Origin of the sequence: Lichenicola sp. (genome assembly GCF_965198575.1) — a bacterium.
GTDB lineage: Bacteria > Pseudomonadota > Alphaproteobacteria > Acetobacterales > Acetobacteraceae > Lichenicola.
In genome coordinates this window covers 2770885-2784854 of record NZ_OZ240671.1, presented here as the reverse complement: position 1 = coordinate 2784854, position 13970 = coordinate 2770885, and the positions used below count along the sequence as shown (strand labels likewise).

Annotated in this window: 15 protein-coding genes; 5 read left to right on the top strand and 10 right to left on the bottom strand. The window is 66.5% G+C overall.

Features of this window, described 5'->3' with window-relative positions:
• Positions 1–2 precede the first annotated feature (2 nt).
• The 8 genes from ACOEQ2_RS12625 to miaA form a co-directional block, all read right to left on the bottom strand.
• Positions 3–818, bottom strand: a complete 816-nt coding sequence (locus tag ACOEQ2_RS12625) for a carbohydrate ABC transporter permease (protein ID WP_419728324.1) — start codon at positions 816–818, stop codon at positions 3–5.
• 3 nt (positions 819–821) lie between these two features.
• Positions 822–1769: a carbohydrate ABC transporter permease gene (locus tag ACOEQ2_RS12620; RefSeq protein ID WP_419728323.1), complete on the bottom strand. Its 948-nt coding sequence runs from the start codon at positions 1767–1769 to the stop codon at positions 822–824.
• A gap of 38 nt (positions 1770–1807) precedes the next feature.
• Complete coding sequence (locus ACOEQ2_RS12615) at positions 1808–3091, bottom strand: ABC transporter substrate-binding protein (RefSeq protein ID WP_419728322.1); 1284 nt, start codon at positions 3089–3091, stop codon at positions 1808–1810.
• Positions 3092–3269: 178 nt separating this feature from the next.
• Positions 3270–4319, bottom strand: coding sequence for an NAD(P)-dependent alcohol dehydrogenase (locus ACOEQ2_RS12610; protein WP_419728321.1), 1050 nt, complete (start codon positions 4317–4319; stop codon positions 3270–3272).
• Positions 4320–4351: 32 nt separating this feature from the next.
• The gene (gene ilvC, locus ACOEQ2_RS12605) at positions 4352–5371 is read right to left on the bottom strand and encodes a ketol-acid reductoisomerase (RefSeq protein WP_419728320.1); all 1020 of its coding nucleotides are present in this window, start codon (positions 5369–5371) and stop codon (positions 4352–4354) included.
• 37 nt (positions 5372–5408) lie between these two features.
• Positions 5409–5924 (bottom strand): acetolactate synthase small subunit, encoded by a 516-nt coding sequence (gene ilvN, locus ACOEQ2_RS12600; protein ID WP_419728319.1) that lies wholly within the window; start codon positions 5922–5924, stop codon positions 5409–5411.
• 75 nt (positions 5925–5999) lie between these two features.
• A complete protein-coding gene (locus ACOEQ2_RS12595; protein ID WP_419731218.1) occupies positions 6000–7763 on the bottom strand; it encodes an acetolactate synthase 3 large subunit in 1764 nt (587 codons plus the stop codon).
• A 111-nt stretch (positions 7764–7874) separates the two neighbouring features.
• Positions 7875–8864: a tRNA (adenosine(37)-N6)-dimethylallyltransferase MiaA gene (gene miaA / locus ACOEQ2_RS12590; protein ID WP_419728318.1), complete on the bottom strand. Its 990-nt coding sequence runs from the start codon at positions 8862–8864 to the stop codon at positions 7875–7877.
• 71 nt (positions 8865–8935) lie between these two features.
• Here miaA and serB point away from each other — a divergent pair, with 71 nt between their 5' ends.
• The 5 genes from serB (at position 8936) to ACOEQ2_RS12565 (ending at position 12753) form a co-directional block, all read left to right on the top strand.
• Complete coding sequence (gene serB / locus ACOEQ2_RS12585) at positions 8936–9826, top strand: phosphoserine phosphatase SerB (RefSeq protein WP_419728317.1); 891 nt, start codon at positions 8936–8938, stop codon at positions 9824–9826.
• A gap of 13 nt (positions 9827–9839) precedes the next feature.
• Positions 9840–10670, top strand: a complete 831-nt coding sequence (locus tag ACOEQ2_RS12580; RefSeq protein ID WP_419728316.1) for a metallophosphoesterase — start codon at positions 9840–9842, stop codon at positions 10668–10670.
• Between the two features lie 60 nt (positions 10671–10730).
• Entirely contained in the window at positions 10731–11939 is a 1209-nt protein-coding gene (gene rocD / locus ACOEQ2_RS12575) for an ornithine--oxo-acid transaminase (protein ID WP_419728315.1), read from the top strand.
• Between the two features lie 82 nt (positions 11940–12021).
• Positions 12022–12198: a hypothetical protein gene (locus ACOEQ2_RS12570; RefSeq protein WP_419728314.1), complete on the top strand. Its 177-nt coding sequence runs from the start codon at positions 12022–12024 to the stop codon at positions 12196–12198.
• Between the two features lie 135 nt (positions 12199–12333).
• A complete protein-coding gene (locus tag ACOEQ2_RS12565) occupies positions 12334–12753 on the top strand; it encodes a hypothetical protein (RefSeq protein WP_419728313.1) in 420 nt (139 codons plus the stop codon).
• 58 nt (positions 12754–12811) lie between these two features.
• On the opposite strand, the gene ACOEQ2_RS12560 is transcribed toward ACOEQ2_RS12565, so the two are convergent.
• Positions 12812–13234, bottom strand: coding sequence for a hypothetical protein (locus ACOEQ2_RS12560; RefSeq protein ID WP_419728312.1), 423 nt, complete (start codon positions 13232–13234; stop codon positions 12812–12814).
• Between the two features lie 131 nt (positions 13235–13365).
• On the bottom strand, positions 13366–13941 hold the full coding sequence (locus tag ACOEQ2_RS12555; RefSeq protein ID WP_419728311.1) for an HPF/RaiA family ribosome-associated protein: 576 nt from the start codon (positions 13939–13941) through the stop codon (positions 13366–13368).
• Positions 13942–13970: the final 29 nt, after the last annotated feature.

Genomic DNA, 13970 nt, shown 5'->3' with positions numbered 1-13970 from the left:
TCCTACTTCACGGCGCCGAAGGTCAGGCCCTGCACCAGCTGCTTCTGGCTGAACCAGCCGAAGATCAGGATCGGTGCCACGGCCATCGTCGAGGCAGCCGACAGCTTGGCAAAGAACAGGCCTTCCGGCGACGAGAACGATGCGATGAAGGCGGTGAGCGGTGCCGCTTGCGACGAGGTCAGGTTGAGGCTCCAGAACGCCTCGTTCCAGCACAGGATCAGCGACAGCAGCCCGGTGGAGGCAACGCCCGGCAGCGTCAGCGGCAGCAGCAGGTGCCACACCTCGCCCCAGGTGTTGGCGCCGTCCATGCGGCCGGCCTCGAGGATCTCGTGCGGCACCTCCTTGTAGAAGGTGAACAGCATCCACACGACGATCGGAAGGTTCATCAGGGCGTAGATGATGATCAGGCCGGTGCGGGTATCGAGCAGGCCGGAGCTGCGGAACAGCAGGTAGATCGGCACCAGCACGCCGACCGGCGGCAGCATCTTGGTCGACAGCATCCAGAGCAGTGTGCCGCGGGTGCGGTGCGTCGGGTGGAAGGCCATCGAGTAGGCGGCCGGGATCGCAAAGGCCAGCGCCAGGACGGTGCCGCCGAGCGAGATCGCGATGCTGTTGAACGCGAACAACAGGTAGTTCGCGCGCGAGAACACCTCGGCGTAGGAGGCCAGCGTCGGCGTGAAGAACAGGCTCGCGGTGACCGCCTGGGTCTCGCTCTTGAAGCTGGTCAGCACCATCCAGGCGATCGGGAAGAACAGCAGCAGCGCCACCGCCCAACCGAGCACGGTCACGAAAATCCGCCGTCCGAGACTATCGGTCATGGCTCAGACCTCCAACCGGCGGGCGATGCTGCGCACCAGGAACACGGCGACGATGTTGGCGAGGATGATCGCCACGACGCCGCCCGCCGAGGCGCCGCCGATATCGAACTGCAACAGCGCCCGCGCATAGATCAGGAAGGCGAGGTTGGTGGTGGCGTTGCCGGGACCGCCTGCCGTGGTCACGAAGATCTCGGCGAAGATGCTCAGCAGGAAGATCGTCTCGATCATGATCACCACGCTGATCGCCCGCGACAGATGCGGCAGCGTGATGAAGAAGAACTGCGCGATCACCCCGGCGCCGTCCATTCGCGCCGCCTCGCGCTGCTCGTGGTCGAGCGACTGCACCGCGGTCAGCAGGATCAGCAGCGCGAACGGCAGCCACTCCCACGACACGATCAGGATCACCGAGCTCAACGGATAGCTCGCGAACCAGTCGACCGGTTGCAGGCCGAACGCGTGCGCCACCACGCCGAACACCCCGTAGATCGGGTGCATCAGCAGGTTCTTCCACAGCAGGGCGGCAACCGTCGGCATCACGAAGAACGGCGAGATCGCCAGCACCCGGGCGACATTGCGCCCCGGGAACGGCTGGTTGAACAGCACCGCCAGCAGCGTGCCGAGCCCGACGGTGATGATCAGCACCGCCGCCAGCAGCACCAGGGTGTTGCGCAGCGACACCCAGAAGTCGGGGTCGGTCACCAGGTAGGTGTAGTTGTCGAAGCCGGCGAAGCCGTGGATCGACGGGTCGAGCAGGTTGTAGTTCTTGAACGAGAACCACAGCGTCATGACCAGAGGCACGATGCTCCAGATCAGCAGCACGCCGACCGAGGGCACCACCAGCAGGCTGCGCGCACGGCGAGGGGCCACCTCGGATGCACGCGCCGCTACCCCTGGGCCCGGGCCCGCCCCCGGCCCGGTTCCGACCACGCCTGTCGCAGTTGTCGCCGACATCGCGCTTTATCCTACGTCGAGGGTCGAGTACGGCGGCCCTACTTCTTCGGGTAGCCGGCCTGGCGCATGGTCCGCGCCGTCGAGGCCTGCGCCGTGGCAAGCGCCTGGTCGACCGTGCTCTGGCCGGTCAGCACGCCGGCGATGGTCTGGCCGACCTGGGTGCCGATCCCCTGGAACTCCGGGATCGCCGCGAACTGCGCGCCGGTATAGGGCCGCGGGTTCTTGGTCTGGCCTTCCGGATTCGCGGAGTCGATCGCCTTCAGCACGAAGTCGGCGAACGGTGCGGCTGCCTTGTAGTCGGCGCTGTCATAGGTGCTCTGGCGGGTGCCGGGCGGAACCGCGACCCAGCCGTTGTTCTTAGCGACCAACGCCACGTATTCCTTCGACGTCGCCCAGGTCACGAACGTACGGGCTGCGTCCTGCTGCTTCGACGAGGCCGGGATCGCCAGGTTCCAGCTCCATAGCCAGGTCGGGCCACCGGTGTAGCTGCCGGTTGGGATCGGCGCGAAACCGACCTCGTCGGACACCTGCGACTGCTTCTTGTCGAACAGCAGGCCCGACGCCACGGTCGAGTCGATCCACATCCCACAATGGCCGCTCGCGAACAGCGCCAGGGTCTCGTTGAAGCCGTTCGACGAGATGCCGGGCGGTCCGTCGGCCTTCAGGATGTCGGCGTAGTAGGTGATCGCCGTCTTCCAGGCCGGGGTGTTGATGGTCGGCTTCCAGGCGGTGTTGAACCACTGGCCGCCCATGGCATCCACCAGTGTGGTGAGATAGGCCATGTTCTCGCCCCAGCCGGGCTTGCCGCGCAGGCACATGCCGTAGATCTGGTTCGACTTGTCGGTGATCTTGTCGGCGTACTCGCGGATCTGCGCATAGGTCGGCGCGGCCGGCATGGTGATGCCCGCCTTCTTGAACAGGTCGGTGCGGTAGTACGTCATGGCGCTCTCGGCGTAGAACGGCACCGCGTAGAGCTTGTCCTGGTAGGTCAGGGCTGCAGCCACCGGCTTCAGCAGGTCGCCCACGTCATAGGAGGCCGGCAGGTTGTCCATCGGCGACAGCCAGCCCTGCTTGGCCCAGATCGGCACCTCGTAGTTGCCGATGGTCAGGACGTCGAACTGGCCGGCGTGGGTGGCGATGTCGGTGGTGACGCGCTGGCGCAGCACGTTCTCCTCCAGCACGACCCAGCGCAGGTGGATATCCGGATGCTGCTGCTCGAACACCGAGGAGAGCTTCTGCATCACCACCATGTCGCCGTTGTTCACGGTCGCGATGGTGATGGTGGAGTCGGCATAGGCTGCCGCCGCTCCCGCGGTTCCCATCAAAAGGCTGATGAGTGCCGCGGCCGATCCGCGGCGAGCAAGGCGACAGGTCATGGAATTCCCCCGGAGAGCTTTGTTCTGGCGCCAGTTTCTGGCTTGACCGTAACCTCTCACTCCGACCGCCGGACGTCAACGACCTGTAATGAACTGGGCGCGGCGGCCTCCCGGGGGGCAGGTCTCAGGCCGGCATGACGATCTGCAGCTTGATGTCGGTGGGACGGGCGCTGGCGGCGCGCTCGAACGCCTCGACCGACTGCTCGAATTCGAAGGTCTCGGCGATCAGCGGCTTCAGGTCGACGCGTCCGGAGGCGATCATGTCGATCGCGCGGTCGAACACGTTGGCGTAGCGGAACACCGTCTCGATGCGGATCTCCTTGGCCTGCGCCGACACGATGTCGAACGCCACCTTGTCCGGCGGCATCCCGACCAGCACCACCGTGCCGCCCGGCCGCACGCAGGCCAGCACGTCGTCGTACACGCGCGGGCTGCCACTCGCCTCCAGCACCACGTCGGCGCCCCACTCCGGGCCGCACAGCTCGTCGATCCGGCCGCGCAGGCTTTCCCGCGCCACGTTCACCGGGATCAGCCCCGGATAGCGCGCGGCGATCTCGAGCTTGGGGTCGACCACGTCGGAGATCACCACCCGCCCGGCGCCGCTACCGAGTGCCGCCAGCGCCACCATCAGCCCGATGGTGCCGCAGCCGGTCACCAGGCAGGTGTCGCCCGGCTTGATCGCGCCCTTGACCGCCGCCTGCACGCCGATCGCGAACGGCTCGACCATCGCGCCCTCCGCGAACGAGACGTTGTCCGGAAGCTTGTATGTGTAGGCTGCAGGATGCACGACCGACGGGGTCAGGCAGCCATGCACCGGCGGCGTCGCCCAGAAACGCACCGCCGGATCCACGTTGTAGAGCCCGAGCTTGGCAGCACGCGAGTTGGAGTCAGGGATACCGGGCTCCATGCACACCCGGTCGCCCACGCTTAAGTGCCGCACGTGGCTGCCGATCTCGGACACCACGCCGGACGCCTCGTGGCCGAGCACCATCGGCTCGCGCACCACGAAGGGGCCGATATGGCCGTGCGTGTAGTAGTGGATGTCGCTGCCACACACACCGACGGTGTGGACAGCGATGCGGACGTCGTCGGGTCCGAGCGCCGACGGGATCTCGATGTCGCGCAGCGCCAGCTCGTGCTGACGCTCCAGGACCAATGAACGTGCGGAGGTCATTTCCTGTATCCCTTCGGCGGTTCGGACGATGCTCAGTTGCGGGCCTTGTCGACCAGCGCGTTCTTGCCGATCCACGGCATCATCGCACGCAGCTTTTCGCCGACATGCTCGATCTGGTGGTCGGCATTCCGCGCGCGGATCGCCTTGAAGCCAACCTGGCCGACCTTGTTCTCGAGCAGCCAGTTGCGTGCGAACGTGCCGTTCTGGATGTCGGTCAGCACGCGCTTCATCTCGGCCTTGGTCTCGGCGGTGACGATGCGCGGCCCGGTGACGTACTCGCCGTATTCCGCGGTGTTGCTGATCGAGTAGTTCATGTTGGCGATGCCGCCCTCATAGATCAGGTCGACGATCAGCTTCACCTCGTGCAGGCACTCGAAATACGCCATCTCGGGCGCATATCCACCCTCGACCAAAGTCTCGAATCCGGCACGGATCAGCTCGACCAGCCCGCCGCACAGCACCGCCTGCTCGCCGAACAGGTCGGTCTCGCACTCCTCCTTGAAGCTGGTCTCGATGATGCCGGCACGACCGCCGCCGATCGCACTCGCATAGCTCAGCGCAATCTCGAGCGCGTTGCCGGACGGGTTCTGCGCCACCGCCACCAGGCACGGCACGCCGCCGCCACGCTGGTATTCCGAACGCACCGTATGTCCCGGACCCTTCGGCGCGATCATGAACACGTCGAGATCCGGCCGCGGCTCGATCACCCGGAAATGGATCGACAGCCCGTGCGCGAACGCGATTGCCGCACCCTGCCGGAGGTTCTTGTGCAGGTGCTCGACATACAGGTCGCCCTGCAGCTCGTCGGGGGTGAGCACCATCACGACGTCGGCCCACGCCGCCGCCTCGGACGGACCCATCACCCGCAGGCCGGCCGCCTCCGCCTTGGCAATACCGGCCGAACCGGGGCGCAGCGCCACCACGAGCTCGGTGGCACCGCTATCCTTCAGGTTGTTGGCATGGGCGTGACCCTGGCTGCCATAGCCGATGATCGCGACCTTGCGGCCCTTGATCAGGTTCACGTCGGCGTCGCGATCGTAATACACGCGCATGGGTATTCTCCTTGGGGAAAAGCGGACTGAAGGCGTTTCAGATGGTCCGGGGACCGCGAGCGATCGCGGCAACGCCGGTGCGGGAAACCTCGACCAGGCCGAGCGGGCGCATCAGGTCGATGAAGCTCTCGATCTTGTCGGTGGCGCCGGTCAGCTCGAACACGAAACTGCCGACCGTCGTGTCGACCGGACGCGCCCGGAATGCGTCGGCAATCCGCAACGCCTCGCCCCGCATCTCGCCACTCGACACGACCTTGATCAGCGCCATCTCGCGCGCAACATGCGGGCCGCTCTGCGTCAGGTCCGACACCTTGTGCACCGGCACCAGGCGATACAGCAGCGCCTTGATCTGCTCGATCACCATCGCAGTGCCGGACGTCACGATGTTGATGCGCGAGCGATTGCCGCCATCCTCGACGGGGGCCACGGTCAGGCTCTCGATATTGTAGCCGCGGCCGGAAAACAGGCCGATCACGCGGGCCAGCACCCCGCTCTCGTTTTCCACCAGGACGGATATGACCGCGGATATCTGCGGCTCTTCTGGGCGGGGCATGGATACTCCTCGAAAGGCCAGGGCTCTGCCCTGGACCCGCCAAAGGCCAGGCCTTTGGAAACTCTACGAAGGACGTTAGACCAGCATCAGGCCTTCGTCGGTGATGCGGGCAGCCTGCTCGCTCTGCTCGGGCCCGAGAATCATCTCGTTGTGCGCGGCGCCCGATGGGATCATCGGATAGCAGTTCTCGCCCTCGTCGACACAGATGTCCGCGACCACCGGGCCGTCATGCGCCAGCATCCGCCGGATCACATCGTCCAGCTCACCCATATTGGCGGCCCGCATCCCGGTGCCGTGGAACGCTTCCGCCAGCTTGACGAAGTCCGGCAGCGCCTCGCTGTAGCTCTCGGAATAACGAGACCCGTGCAGCAACTCCTGCCACTGCCGCACCATTCCCATGTAGCGGTTGTTCAGGATGAACAGCTTCACCGGCAGCCGATACTGGCAGATCGTGCCGAGCTCCTGGATGTTCATCAGCGTCGACGCCTCGCCGGCAATGTCGATCACCAGCGCGTCCGGATGCGCCACCTGCACACCGACGGCCGCCGGCAAACCGTACCCCATCGTGCCGAGTCCACCCGACGTCATCCAGCGGTTCGGGAGGTCGTACTGGAAATGCGTCGCCGCCCACATCTGGTGCTGGCCGACCTCGGTGGTGACGTAGGTGTCGCGCCCGGTCTCTCGCGACAGGTCATACAGCCGTCGGATCGCATGCTGCGGCTTGATGATCGCCGACGGTGCCTGGTCCTGCTTGAACGCCAGGCTGTCGATCGCCCGCCACGCATCGATCTGCCGCCACCAGACGGCCAGCGCCTCGCGGTCGGTCGGGGCGGCGCTCTGCTTCCAGGCCTCGATCATCATCTCGATGGCGAGCCCCGCATCGCCGATCACCGGGATATCCACGCGCACGATCTTGTTGATCGAGGACGCATCGATATCGACATGGATCTTGGTCGAGTTGGGCGAGAACGCATCCAGCCGCCCGGTGACGCGATCGTCGAACCGCGCACCGATATTGATCAGCACGTCGCAGCCATGCGTGGCGAGGTTTGCCTCGTACGTCCCGTGCATCCCCAGCATGCCAAGAAACTGCGTATCGGTGGTCGGATACGCACCCAGCCCCATCAGCGTCGAGGTGCACGGGAACCCGGTCATCCGCACCAGCCGTCCGAGCGCCTCGGACGCCGCCGGACCCGCATTGATCACGCCACCACCGGTGTAGAAGAGCGGTCGGCGGGCACCCCGCATCGCCGCCACGGCATCGGCGATCGCCGCCGGCAACGGCTCGCGCACCGGGCGGTACGAGCGGTGCGGCGCCGCGGACGCGACCGCGTAGCTTGCCGGCCCGACCATGATGTCCTTCGGCAGGTCCACCACCACCGGACCGGGACGGCCGCTGCGCGCGACATAGAATGCCTCGTGCACGGTCCGCGCGAGGTCGCCCGGGCGCTTGACCAGGTAGTTGTGCTTGGTCGCCGGCCGGGTGATGCCGGTGGTGTCGGCCTCCTGGAAGGCGTCGTTGCCGATCATGTGGGTCGGCACCTGGCCGGTCAGGCACACCAGCGGAATGCTGTCCATCAGCGCATCGACCAGCCCGGTGACGGCATTGGTCGCACCAGGACCGGAGGTGACCAGCACCACCCCGACGCGGCCGGTCGAGCGCGCATAGCCCTCGGCCGCATGCACCGCCGCCTGCTCGTGCCGGACCAGGATGTGGCGGATCGAGTTCTGCTTGAACAGCGCGTCGTAGATCGGCAGCACCGCCCCGCCGGGGTAGCCGAAGACGACCTCGACCTGCTGCTCCTGGAGCACGCGCAAAAGGACCTCGGCGCCGTTCATGACCGGAATGCTGAGGGCATGCCCGTCCTGGTGTGCGTCGTGGGTGGTCCTCGGTTCCGTGCGTGCGTTCACGTCATGCTCCCGTCTCGTGCTCCTGCGGAGGCGCCTGCTCTAAGCCGTGAAGACCGGGGCGTCAACGGCGGAACGAACAAATGCTATCGAATCAGCGATCGATCTTTCCATTTGTTGCGTCGTGACAGATATCCGCTTGTTGATTGTGAGCGTCTGCTCCGGCGGTGCCAGAGGGTGATGCGCGAACCAGGTCGCCTGCCGCTTGGTGTACTGGCCCTGCGCAAGCACCGCCCGGCGCCGCGCCTCGGCGAGCGGCACACCATCGCGGAGGTGTGCGGCAAGCTCCGACACGCCATGCGCCCGCATCGCCGGCAGTTCCGGCTGCAGCGAAAGCGCGAGCAGGGCCGCCACCTCGTCCAGCGCGCCGGTTTCCAGCATGTCGCCGAACCGCGCATCGATCGCCGCACGCAACGCATCGCGCGGCGGGTCCAGCCGGATCGCCACGAAGCGGCAGTGCGCCGGCGGCAGACCCGGCATCGTGCGCCATTCGGCGATGCCGCGACCGGTGCCGGCCCAGACCTCCCACGCACGCGCCAGCCGCTGGCCGTCGGAGGGCCGCAGCAGCGCAGCACCCGCCGGATCGACCTCGCCCAGCCGAACGTGGAGCCCTGCCGGCCCCAGCTGCTCGAGCAGCATTCGCGCCTCGGCCCGCGCTTCCTCGCCAGGCTCCGGGATCGCCGCCAGCCCGTCGGTGAGCGCGCGCAGATACATCCCGGTGCCACCGCACAGGATCGGCAGCCGCCCGGCATCCCAGGCGCCCTGCATCGCCGCCAGCGCCTCCTCGCGCCACCAGGCGACACTGCCCGCCAGGGCCGCCGGTCGAACTCCATACAGTGCGTGCGGCACCAGCCGCTCCTCGTCCTCGGTCGGGCGCGCCGTCAGGACGCGCAGCTCCCGGTACACCTGCATCGCGTCCGCGTTGATGATGCAGCCGCCGAGCGCCTGGGCCAGCCGCATCGCCAATGAGGACTTGCCGCTGCAGGTTGGGCCGGTAACGATTAGGCAAGGTTTTGCAGCTACTGGTTGCATGGCTGGTCCGCCTTGCCTCATCTCGTCATCCCTGCCACACGCGAAGCAGCAACAGGCTCGCCTCTCCGATCATGACGCTTCCTTATACACTCACGCTTGTTGTCCGGCGCGAGGCCGGGGTCCTGCCTCCTGCCGTGATCGAGCAGGCGCGCGAGCTGGTGTCCGGCGCCCCGCCCGTCATTCTGTCCGATGGCGAGGCCGTGGACATCCCCTGCCCGCCCCTCACGGCCTGGGGCCCCGGCCTCGAAGAAATCCGCGCCGGCTTCGAAGGCCAGCCGATCGACGTGCTGCTGACCCGAACCCGCGGACGGCGCAAGGGGCTGCTGGTCGCCGACATGGACAGCACCATCGTCGCCTCCGAGACCCTGGACGAACTGGCAGCCCTTGCCGGCGTCGGCGAGCGTGTCGCCGAGATCACCCGGCGCAGCATGAACGGCGAGATCGACTTCGCCGCCGCCCTGCGCGAGCGGGTGGCGCTGCTGCGCGGCAAGCCGGCCAGCCTGCTCAAGACAACCTGGGCCGACACCCACCTGACGCCGGGTGCCCGCACGCTGGTTGCCACGATGCGGGCGCACAACGCTTCCACGGCGCTGGTGTCCGGCGGCTTCACCTGGTTCACCGGCCGGGTGGCCGAGCTGTGCGGCTTCGACATCCACCACGCCAACCAGCTCGGCATCGACCGCGACCGCCTGACCGGCACCGTCGCCGAACCGATCCTGGGCCGTGCCGCCAAGCTGGAATCGCTGCGCAGCCTGGCGGAATCGCGTGGCCTGCGCATGGCGGCGACCCTGGCGGTAGGCGACGGCGCCAACGATCTCGACATGCTGCGCGAGGCCGGTCTCGGTGTCGCCTACCACGCGCGGCCGGTGGTCTCGGCGGCGATCCACAACCGCATCGACCACGCCGACCTGCGCGCCCTGCTGTTCGCGCAGGGCTACCGGCTGGCGGATTTCGTCGAGTGACCAGGCCTCCCTCATGACCAGGCTCTGGGTGCTCTCGGATCTGCATCTCGAGGCGGTGCCGTATCCGCAATCCTATCGGCCGCGACGTCCGGACTTCGACGTTCTCGTGGCGGCGGGCGACATTTTTCAGGGCGACACCCGGCAGGCGCTGCGCATCGTCGCGTCGCTGGCAGCCGGCCGACCGTCGGTATTCGTGATGGGCAACCACGAATACTGGAACGGCTCGGTACCCGCCGACCTGGAGCCGGCGCGGGCCGAGGCATTGCGGCTCGGCGTGACCCTGCTTGAGGGTGACGAGGTGGCGCATTGCGGCCTGCGCTTCCTCGGCGGCACGCTCTGGGCGGATGGCTGGCTCGGCGGTCACTCCGTGCAGCAGGGTGCCCCGACCGGCGAGCCGATCGACATTACTGCCGGCGTCGAAGGCCACCGACCGCTCACCAACGGCGATGCCGCCCGACTGCACGGGCTGCTCCGGACGCGGCTGGAATCGCAGCTGCTCAGTGAGGGCGACCGCCGCGATGTAGACCCGCGTCCGGTGGTGGTTGTGACCCACCACGCGCCCCACCCGCTTTGCGTGCCCGAGCATCTCTGGGGCAGCTGGACCGCCGGCAACTCGGCCTCGGACCTGTCGCACCTGACCGATACCGGTGTCGTCGACCTGTGGATCCATGGCCACGTTCATCGCACCCATTCGCTGATCCGTCCGGGTGGCACCCGTATCGTCAGCAATGCCGCCGGTCCGCGCGCCAGCAACATCGATTTCCTGGACGATCTGGTGCTGTCCGTGATCCCATCGAACGACAGGTCGGTCGCCCGCATCCGCGCGGTGGCCGCAACCTGCTGAGCCGGCCGCCAGCCGCGGTCTGATACGCCGCTGCTCCTCCGGGCCGGCCGGAGGTGCCCGATGTCGACGCTGAGCCAGGACCTGCTTGCCAAGGAACGCCGCTACGGCGCCAGCAACTACAAGCCGCTCGACGTCATGCTGTCGCGGGGCGAGGGCGTCTGGGTCTGGGACCTCGATGGCACGCGGTATCTCGACTGCCTGTCGGCCTACTCCGCGGTCAACCAGGGCCACTGCCACCCGCGCATCCTGGCCGCCATGACCGAGCAGGCGTCCCGCCTCACCCTGACCTCGCGCGCCTTCCATAACGATCAGCTCGGGCTGTTCTACGAGGAGCTCTGCACCCTCACCCGCTCGACCCGGGTGCTGCCGATGAATTCCGGCGCGGAGGCGGTGGAAACGGCACTCAAGGTCGCGCGCAAGTGGGCCTACCAGGTCAAGGGTGTGCTGCCCGAGCAGGCGGAGATCATCGTCTGCGACGGCAACTTCCATGGCCGTACGCTGTCGATCGTGAGCTTCAGCACCGACGACCCGTCGCGTGCCGGCTTCGGCCCGTTCACCCCGGGCTTCCGGATCGTTCCGTACGGCGATGCCGACGCGCTCGAGGCCGCGATCACCCCCAGCACGGCGGCGTTCCTGGTCGAGCCGATCCAGGGCGAGGCCGGCGTGATCATCCCGCCCGACGGCTACCTGCAACGGGCGCGGGCACTCTGCACGCAACATGACGTGCTGCTGATCCTGGACGAGATCCAGACAGGCCTGGGCCGCACCGGCGCATTGCTTGCCGAGGAGCATGAGGGCATCGAGGCGGACCTGACGGTGATCGGCAAGGCGCTGTCCGGCGGCTTCTATCCGGTCTCGGCGCTGCTCAGCCACGAGGCGGCGATGGGCGTGCTGAAGCCCGGCGAGCACGGCTCCACCTTCGGCGGCAACCCGCTTGCGTGTGCCGTTTCGCGCATGGCGCTGAAGGTGCTGGTCGAGGAGGGCATGATCGAGAACTCGGCGCGCATGGGGCGGCGGTTGCAGGACGGGCTGGCGGCAATCCAGAGCGGCGTCGTTCGCGAGGTCCGCGGGCGTGGCCTGATGATCGCGGTCGAGCTCGATCCGGCGGCCGGCGGCGCGCGTCGGTTCTGCGAGAAACTCCGCGAGCAGGGCGTGCTGTGCAAGGAGACCCACACCCACACGCTGCGGGTGACGCCGCCGCTGGTCATCGATGCCGAGACCGTCGATTGGGCAGTGGATCGTTTCGCAGGGGTGTTCGCGGACGCGTAATACAGCGGGCTTGAAGTTCGTTGACCGATTTACGGAATTCGTGTTTGACGCAAGATGAGAGTGAAGCTGGAAGCCCGGCCTCATGAGCGCCGATGCGCCGACGGTCTCGCCCGACCGCGCCGTCACCGGCACCAGCATCACGCTCGAAGCGTTGAAGCGCACGTTTTTGTTGACGCGAACACAGACGCTACCGTTCGCGCATGTAGAACGGATCGGCGCTGCTTCCATGACTGGTGCGCGAAGGTTGGGGTGCAGGTAATACCTGCTGATCCCGGGACAGTGGCGAAGTTCATAAGTTGGAGCACGGTCGGCGGGACGAACCCCGCGACCCTAGGACGGCGGCTTGCCGACATCAGCTTCGTGAAGCGACTTACAAACCGAAGCGTTTCCCCAGTTGCGGATCGAAAAGAGATATTCGCCGCGTGGCAAGCGCGATCGCGCATTACTGGCCCTGGGATTTGTAGGAGCCTATCGCAGGTCGGAGCTTGTGGTTCTGAACCTCGCCGACGTGAAGTTCGAGCCGAGAGGCATCAAGGTGCTGATTCGCGGCTCGAAAATGGATCAGGAAGGGCGTGGCCAACAAATCGCAATCCCCGAGGGTGACAGCCTCCGGTCCATACAGGCTGTGCGTGACTGGCTCGATGCCGAAAAGATCGAAAAGAGTCCGGTGTTCCGCCGGGTAGCGCGACGTCTCGCGGCATGCGAGCCTCGAGGGCTTGAATACTTATGTCCGGGACGAAGAATTGTTCGTCGACCATGCCGGGTCTGCATTCTTGTAGTTCATATCGGCGCAGACATGATCAAAGTCCGTTGAAGTCGGCAGGTGCATACTTGTCCTGCGGCCCACCAGTCGGATGTTACGGATAGCGCCCTCAGATTGCCAATGGTGCGCCCATAGAGGGGGACATCGCGTGGCCGGAGGGGCCAAGTCCGGCGGTGGCGTGAACGCCCTCGGACTGCTCGACATCATTCGCGTGGCGCAGGTGCCAGAGTCGAGCATGAGCCGCGATCATGCCTTCGATGACGCGCTTCGACGAACCCTTGGGAACCTGTTTTAGCCCCGGCTGCGGTTGCATCAGCACGACTTCCAGAACCTGTAGCAGGCTGCCCGCCACATCGAGATCGAGGAGGTCGCAAGCCTGGTGAACCGCCACCAATATGCGCTCGGGGAGTTGCCGCTGCTGGCGAGAAACCGGCGCGTCACGGCCGGATTCGGCGTCCGCGAGAAATGGCAACGATCGGGCGGCGCCGGATACCGGGGCGGCGACTTCAAGCCACGGCCAGTCTGTTTGCATGACCCATATTCCCCAAACTCGTCGCCGCTCTCAACGGACCAACTCACGAGAATGTCATAGCACTAACTTTTCGTTAGAGGAAGCGAATGCTGCGTCATGGCTCGGAAGGCTTGCCAGAAAAAGACACCGTGTCAGGCCGGTCCCGAGACAAGCCTGACCTTGATGGCCACCGGTCCGCTCGCACCGCTTCCGGCGACATAATGAACCGGGTCGCCACGCTTGAGGGTCTCGAAGCGCCCGTTCGTCACGCTGTCGCGGTGGAAGTACAGTTGCGTGCCAACGTTGTCGATGAGGAAGCCGTGATCCGCGCCGGGCTCGATCAAGGCGATCTGGCCGGCCAATGCACCGGCGCTTTCGGAAGGCGCCAGCGTATGGTCGGCCTGCCGCGACTTATAGGCCTCGAGCTGCTTTTCGGCCGCCCTGAACGCGTCGCGCAGTGAGGTATAGACGTCCGGATGAGCATGGCGCTCACGCGCATGATGCGACTCACGCGACACCGCCAATTCACGGCCTGGGACCGACATGGTCACATGGACCTCGAACAGGTTCCCGGTCTGGTGCTGCTGGTGCAGGGCCTCGACCGAAACCCGGCAACCGGTCAGGTGGCCGTATCGCACCTCCAACCGCTTGACCTGCCGCCTGATCTCGGCCTCGACCGATTCAGAAGCTTGCAGATTGTGGAAAGCAATTTCGAGTGGGCGATCCATGATTTCGAACCTCGAACGGTCTGGCGCCT